Annotated in this window: 3 protein-coding genes; all 3 read left to right on the top strand. The window is 46.3% G+C overall.

Annotated features, from left to right (window positions below; all coding sequences use genetic code 11):
* A partial coding sequence (locus WCO51_11250; protein ID MEI6513831.1) for a lipid II flippase MurJ occupies positions 1-1,194 on the top strand: 1,194 nt, incomplete at its 5' end.
* 1 nt (position 1,195) lies between these two features.
* Positions 1,196-2,635, top strand: coding sequence for an O-antigen ligase family protein (locus WCO51_11245; GenBank protein MEI6513830.1), 1,440 nt, complete (start codon positions 1,196-1,198; stop codon positions 2,633-2,635).
* A gap of 17 nt (positions 2,636-2,652) precedes the next feature.
* The coding region (locus WCO51_11240) for a hydroxyacid dehydrogenase (protein ID MEI6513829.1) at positions 2,653-3,521 on the top strand (869 nt) is incomplete at its 3' end.

Here is a 3,521-nt window from a genome sequence, read left to right as displayed (position 1 = left end):
CAATTCATTCGATGCTATGTCCAACGTACAGACCCGGAAACACTGCGTCTAGCAACCTACTATTTCAAATGGCTCTTACCTTCCCTGCCATTGGCGGTTGCGGTGGGTATCTCAGGTGCAGCCAATAATGCCCGTGAACGTTTCTTAATTCCAGCTCTCTATGGGTTTGTCTTAAACTTGGGAGTGCTGAGCTTTCTTGTCTTAGTCCGAAAAGACCCCATCTCTTTGTGCTGGGGAGTTCTAGCCGCATTAACCGTACAGGCTATCATGCAATTCACAGTAAATGCGCGTTGTCGAAAGAAAGCGATAGAAGCAGGAACACTTGACACACCACGCCCTATTGATTTACATCAGCAAGTCTATCGCGCGCTCTTACCCGCACTCATCTATAGCGCATTAGGGCAAACGAGTGTGGCAGTAGACAGAGCCTTTGCTTCAATTCTACCGACAGGCAATGTTGCTGCGTTGGGGTACGCTTCGACTTTAGTGAATTTACCCTCGAGTCTTTTTGGCGCAACATTTGCCACCGTCCTTTTTGCGCGTTTCAGTCTTTTAAAAGTTCAAGGACAGACCAAAGAGTGCGGGGAAAGCTTGCGTCAAGCCTCCAGATGGACACTTGCCATAACCGTCCCTCTCGCAGTTTGGTTAGCACTTTTTGCCGGACCTATCGTCTCCCTCATGTTTCAGCGAGGAAAATTCGATGCTACAGCAGCATCTCTAACCACCAGCGCTATGATATGTCTAGCCCCAACTGTAGTGTCTATTTCATTTCTGCACCTATTAATTCGTTACATCAACGCACAAGGGCGAACACAACTTCTAACTAAAACGGCTTTGTTGGCAGTGACATTGAATATCGTGCTTGATGCCATATTAGTCAGAAGCTATGGCCTTCCCGGCATCGCTGCAGGAACCAGCATAGTAACCACAATCACCGCTTCCATCCTCTTTTATGCCGCAGATAAAGATGCAGCATCCAAGTGGATATCGCGGAACGGCTGGACTGCAGGCGCAGCCTGCTTACTCGGAGTTTTATCAGTCGGAGCCGCTCGAATATGGTTCTCGAAACTCCTTCTTTGGATTCCACCAACAGAAACAATCGTATTAGCCGTTGAAGTAATGGCTCCATCGTTAATAGCATTAGCCTTTTATACGATTTGCCTTAAAGTGATGCAGAAACCGTTAAAAGTGTAAAATGATAGCCAACCATATTCAGACATTCAATTGGAATAGGAGAGCATGGCCTGCACAACTTGCATGCCTAATTCTTGCTGCAACTGCTTTGCCGGTGCTGGCATTCACAAACACGATGCAATTCGCCGGTCTTTTATTTGTTGGAATTGGACTAATCGTTATCCCCTTTATGCCCGTATGGCGAATTCCCTACTTACTTGGTTTCTGTTATCTCTTCCCTCGCTATGTCGAAGTACATGAGGGATGGCAAATGGTATTGATGACTCGCTCACCTGAGCCAGGCTTCATGCTCCAAATTGGTGTCGTTCCGTTTGATGGAGTCCTTATTGCTACGGCTATCGCTATCCTTCTGCCGAAATTACTTCGAAGGGAACGTATCCTCACCTTTGGGAAATGGTGGGGCGCATTATTTGCTTCAATTTATATCTGCTCCATTATTTATGGATTTGGCAATTATCAATCACCGCACGATGCAGAATTTGCTGCCCTGTGGTCTCTCTTTCGATTTAGCCTCATGTGGGTTGTTCTATCGAATGCCGTTGCTGACCCAAAACAGCGTAAGATAATTGCCTATTCACTACTAGCTTGCGGCGTATTCCTCGCGCTTGGCGGCATCTTTCGCTATATAACTGCCCCACTCGATAGCGCTGAGGAAGCTTGGAACCATCGCGCATCTTCATTCGGCATCGGTATCAGCGTTCTTGGAGCACTCTCGATCTTAACTGGCATGACCGCACTAAATATCTTTTGTTATCACCCAGCACGAAGAATCAAATTAGGTGCTCTCGCGTGTTTCTTTATTGCCTTCACTACAGTATGTCTCACGTTTGCTCGCGGTCCAATGTTGGTTTTCATAATATTAACAAGCCTAATTCTCTTTCGCGCTAAAAAAAGCTATTTTATTGTCTGGATGCTCTTAGTGGCAATCATAATCGGCGGAGCGCTTTCATCTAAAGAGGTAAATGGCCGAATCTCTCTCATTCAAAGTGGATCTTTATTTGAAGAAAGTTACCGTTTCACTCAATACACAGCAACTTTGGGGCTTATTCAGGATCACCCGATAATTGGGGTTGGTGGGTTCCGATATTATGATGCAATTTATCACTACCTCCCAACAAATTACATTAAACGCCTTCTTCACTCGCATAGCATGCTTCTTCAAATCACAGCGGAAACGGGTGTGTTTGGACTAATCGCATTCGTTGGCTTTTTTGCAACCCTTATTCTACAAGGCAAGCGTAATGCAAAAATTCACGATGACTTTCATATATGGCGGGTAGGGGCGCTTTATGGGATTGTAGGATTTTTCATCGCCCAACTATCGGATTTTATTTTATACGATTATCGCTGCACCCTTGCGTTGCTTGGTTATATTGCAATCACCCAGCTTCATCCAAGCATTAAGCCTATAGTACGAAAAGATTCTCCTTTTGCACGTTGAGATATAATGAGGGCATGATGGTTAAAGTTCTTGTCAGCGACCCGATTTCCGACGAAGGTCTTGAAGTCTTAAAACAAGGCGTTGAGGTAGATTACCTACCCGACCTCACTCAAAAGCAGCTCATCGCCAAAATCGGCGATTTTGAAGCCCTCATGGTTCGCAGCAAGTCAAAAGTTACTGCCGAGGTCATCAATGCCGGTACAAAGCTGCGTATCATAGGTCGGGCAGGCGTTGGGGTCGATAATATCGACGTTAATGCGGCCACTCAACGCGGCATAGTTGTCGTCAATTCACCTGAAGGCAACACAATCGCCGCTGCTGAGCTTGCTTTCGCCCTCATGCTAGCGCTAGCCCGAAATATTCCACAGGCTGATGCTTCCCTTCGCAGTGGTGAATGGGAGCGCAATAAATTCATTGGTACGGAAGTCTATAAGAAAACCCTCGGGATCGTCGGGATGGGCCGCATCGGAACTGAGGTTGCTAAGCGTGCCAAAGCTTTCCGAATGACGGTCATCGCCAACGACCCATTCCTTTCTGAAGAAAGATCTATTGAGATCGGAGTGGAATCGGTATCACTGGAAGATCTTTATAAAAGAAGCGATTTCATCACTCTGCACGTTCCCAAAACTCCAGAAACCGCAGGAATGATCAACGCTGAAGCAATTTCGATGATGAAAACCGGTGTTCGAATTATCAATGCGGCTCGTGGTGGGATTATCGATGAGGAAGCGCTTGCGAATGCGATTAAGTCCGAAAAGGTAGCAGGTGCAGCGCTTGATGTATTCTCAAGTGAACCACCATCTGCAGATTTAGATCTAATCAATCTCTCTCAGGATGTCGTCACACCGCATTTAGGTGCATCGACCGAAGAAGCGCAGGTTCTGGT

The sequence above is a fragment of the bacterium genome, assembly GCA_037131655.1.
Classification (GTDB): domain Bacteria; phylum Armatimonadota; class Fimbriimonadia; order Fimbriimonadales; family JBAXQP01; genus JBAXQP01.
This window is presented reverse-complemented; position numbering and strand designations above follow the sequence as displayed.

What these genes read in the sequence shown, in the direction of transcription:
- WCO51_11245 (MEI6513830.1), top strand. Translation starts at nt 1,196, where the DNA reads ATGATAGCCAACCATATTCAGACATTCAATTGGAATAGGAGAGCATGG.